This is a genomic window from Oerskovia sp. NPDC056781 (genome assembly GCF_042789955.1).
Lineage (GTDB): Bacteria > Actinomycetota > Actinomycetes > Actinomycetales > Cellulomonadaceae > Oerskovia > Oerskovia rustica.
This window is the reverse complement of record NZ_JBHUAD010000345.1, coordinates 1-2919: the sequence shown is the minus strand read 5'-3', so window position 1 is coordinate 2919 and position 2919 is coordinate 1. Positions and strand designations below refer to the sequence as shown.

Sequence of the window (2919 nt, the reverse complement as noted above, 5' to 3'; positions counted from 1 at the left end):
CCGTGATGCTCACGGCGGCCCTCGCCCTGTTCGGTGCCGACCGGACGGGAGCCGCGGTCCTCGCGTTCGCCGTCGGGTCCGCGATCGGCATCACGTCGGTCGTCGTCGGGCTCTCGGTGCTCGCCCGACAAGCCCTTCCCGCCGCGCCCGGGACGCCCTCCGTGACGGGGACGTCGGCCGCGACGCCCGCTCCTCAGGCATGAAGACCCTCACGGTCGACCTGGACTCCCCCGTCCCCGTCTACGAGCAGATCAGGACCCAGGTCGCGGCGCTCGTGTCGTTGGGGACGCTGAACCCGGGCGACCGGCTGCCCTCGTCACGCGACCTCGCCCGGGACCTGGGGGTCGCGGTCGGCACGGTGCAGCGGGCCTACCGGGAGCTCGAGGCCGCGGGCGCCGTCTCGTCCCGCCCACGGACGGGGACGGTCGTCACGGCCCCCGCGCACCGGCGGTCGTCGGTCGCGGACCAGCGGTCGTTCGCCGACCTCGCGACGCAGATGGTCGCCCGCGGCCGCGAGCTCGGGCTGGACGACTCCGCGATCCTCGACGTCGTCACGGGCCTCCTGCAGCAGCCGGTCGACGCGCCCAGCACGCACGTGCAGCACTGACCCGACGGCGTGCGCGCCGTGCGTCCGCTGCGGCCGAGCGCGTGGGCGACCCCGTCAGCTGGCGGGGTCGAACTGGAACTCCCGCACCTCCTGCGCGCACCGGCAGGCGACCGCGATCTTCGCGGCCCACCGGAGCGCCTCCGCGCGCGAGGGCACCTCGAGGACCGTGTAGCCGCCCTCGATCTGCCTCGTCTGCGGGTAGGTTCCCACGGTCACGGTGCCGTCGCCGTCGACCAGGACGGGCGGGACACTCTCGTCGATCCCCCCGCCGAACACCCAGACGCCCGCACGCTTCGCCTCCTCCACGACCGCGTGGGACGCGTCCGAGACCGCGGGCAGGTCCTCCGCGGAGACGTCCATGGCGCCGCTCGGGAACGAGATCAGGTACTTCGTCATCGCGTCGTCTCCTCAGCCTGGTTCCAAGGAACCATCCTCGCCGAAGCGGGCGCTGCCGGCACGACGATGCCGCGTCCCCGACCGGGGACGCGGCATGGTCGGACAGCGGCGAGACCACCGCGGCTGAGCCCGTCTTCCCCGTCCGTGCTCAGCTGCGGACGACCGTCCGCACACCGTCTCAGACGGCGACCGGAACCTGCGCGCGCAACGCCGCGGCGATCTTCTCGCCCCACACGTACGCCTCCTCGAGGTGGCCGTCGACCAGGGGGCCGGCCGCGTCCTCGACGAGGAACGAACGGAGCGGCACGAGCATCTCGTAGCCCTTGCGCGTGATGATGCGCGCGGCAGCACGGGAGGCGGACGAAGGGATGGCCCGACCGAGCGCGGTACGGGTGTCGAACGTCGTGACCCACCGGGGGCCGTGCTCGTCCGAGCGGTCCTGGAGCGCGACGCACCACTCGCGCAGGCCGACGTTGCGCGCAGGTACCGTCCCGCCCGAACGCTGGACGGCCTCGGCCCGGGTGCCCGGACGGCTCATCGACATGGAGTGCGTGGGACCACCGGCGACCACGAGCGCGACGTCGTCCAGGATCGACGGGTCGGCGACCGCGTCCGCGACGTCCACGACCTTCACCGGCACACCGGTCGCCATGCCGGCCGCGATCTGCCGGGCGACCCTCTCACAGTTTCCGAACATCGACTCGAAGACGACGGCAGCAGTCAGGTTCTCTTCGTGGTTCGACATGCTCTCAGCGTCCCTGAGGACGGCTCTCGGGACCACGGACGACGGTCCCTGGGAGGTGGGACCTTCGTCCCCCGGGCCCGGGTGGGCGAGGGCCTCGGACGCACCGAGCGAGCGTTCGACGAGCGCAGGGGCGACCAGGCGTGTTATGGACCGATCTGTCCCACTAGGTGTTCTCCACACGATTCGGGGCGAGCGCCCTCTCACCTGCTTCTCATCTGCCCGACGGCGGCGCTCACCAGGCGCACCAGGACGCCGATTCGCGGACCCGCTTCGCACACATACGTGTTTCCCCTTACGCCGCAGCGCTGTTTGAAGACTCAACGACCTCTGGCTTAGCGTCGCAGCGTTCTGGTCGAGGTGGACCCGAGGCCTTGTGTCTCGCCGTCCACCACAACGAAAGCGAGATGCAGATGAGACGACTACGTGCGGCAATGATCGCCGCCGTGCTCGGCGCCACCGCCATTGTTGCCCCCGTGGTGCTGGCCCCCGCCGCCTCCGCGCACGGCTGGGTCACCTCCCCGCCGAGCCGTCAGGACAACTGCGCCACCGGCGCGACGTCCTTCGACTGCGGCAGCATCAAGTTCGAGCCGCAGAGCGTCGAGGCCGCCAAGGGCTCCATGCAGTGTTCGGGTGGCAGCGGCTACGCCATCCTCGACGACAACAGCAAGCCCTGGCCGCGCACCACCGTCGCCTCCTCCGTGAAGTTCCAGTGGAAGCTCACGGCCAACCACGCCACGACGACGTGGGAGTACTTCGTCGACGGCAAGCTGCACCAGACCTTCAGCTCGGGCGGCGCGCAGCCCGCGAAGGACATCTCCCACACGCTGACCAACCTGCCTGCCGGGGACCACACGGTCCTCGCTCGCTGGAACGTCGCTGACACCCCGATGGCCTTCTACAACTGCGTCGACCTCACCGTCACCGGAGGCGGCACGACGGGTGGCACGACCGGCGGCGAGACCGGCGGGACCACGGGCGGCACCACGGGCGGCACGACCGGCGGCACCACGGGCGGCACCACGGGCGGCACGACCGGCGGCACCACGGGCGGCACCACGGGCGGCACGACCGGCGGCACCACGGGCGGCACCACGGGCGGCACCACCGGCGGCACCACGGGCGGCACCACGGGCGGCACGACCGGCGGCACCACGGGCGGCACCACGGGCGG

The 2919-nt window shown here is 72.1% G+C and carries 5 protein-coding genes; 3 read left to right on the top strand and 2 right to left on the bottom strand.

Features of this window, described 5'->3' with window-relative positions:
- The coding region (locus tag ACFRCR_RS18130) for a hypothetical protein (protein ID WP_377679535.1) at positions 1-203 on the top strand (203 nt) is incomplete at its 5' end.
- A complete protein-coding gene (locus tag ACFRCR_RS18125) occupies positions 200-607 on the top strand; it encodes a GntR family transcriptional regulator (protein WP_377679534.1) in 408 nt (135 codons plus the stop codon). The genes ACFRCR_RS18130 and ACFRCR_RS18125, both read left to right, overlap by 4 nt.
- Before the next feature lie 54 nt (positions 608-661).
- Here the strand turns inward: ACFRCR_RS18125 and ACFRCR_RS18120 are convergent, their stop codons facing one another.
- Positions 662-1003 (bottom strand): YciI family protein, encoded by a 342-nt coding sequence (locus ACFRCR_RS18120; protein ID WP_377679532.1) that lies wholly within the window; start codon positions 1001-1003, stop codon positions 662-664.
- A gap of 178 nt (positions 1004-1181) precedes the next feature.
- A complete protein-coding gene (locus ACFRCR_RS18115; RefSeq protein WP_191796804.1) occupies positions 1182-1748 on the bottom strand; it encodes a flavodoxin domain-containing protein in 567 nt (188 codons plus the stop codon).
- A 431-nt stretch (positions 1749-2179) separates the two neighbouring features.
- Here ACFRCR_RS18115 and ACFRCR_RS18110 point away from each other — a divergent pair.
- The coding region (locus ACFRCR_RS18110; protein WP_377679530.1) for a lytic polysaccharide monooxygenase auxiliary activity family 9 protein at positions 2180-2919 on the top strand (740 nt) is incomplete at its 3' end.

What these genes read in the sequence shown, in the direction of transcription:
- ACFRCR_RS18125 (WP_377679534.1), top strand. Translation starts at nt 200, where the DNA reads ATGAAGACCCTCACGGTCGACCTGGACTCCCCCGTCCCCGTCTACGAG.
- ACFRCR_RS18120 (WP_377679532.1), bottom strand. Translation starts at nt 1,003, where the DNA reads ATGACGAAGTACCTGATCTCGTTCCCGAGCGGCGCCATGGACGTCTCC.
- ACFRCR_RS18115 (WP_191796804.1), bottom strand. Translation starts at nt 1,748, where the DNA reads ATGTCGAACCACGAAGAGAACCTGACTGCTGCCGTCGTCTTCGAGTCG.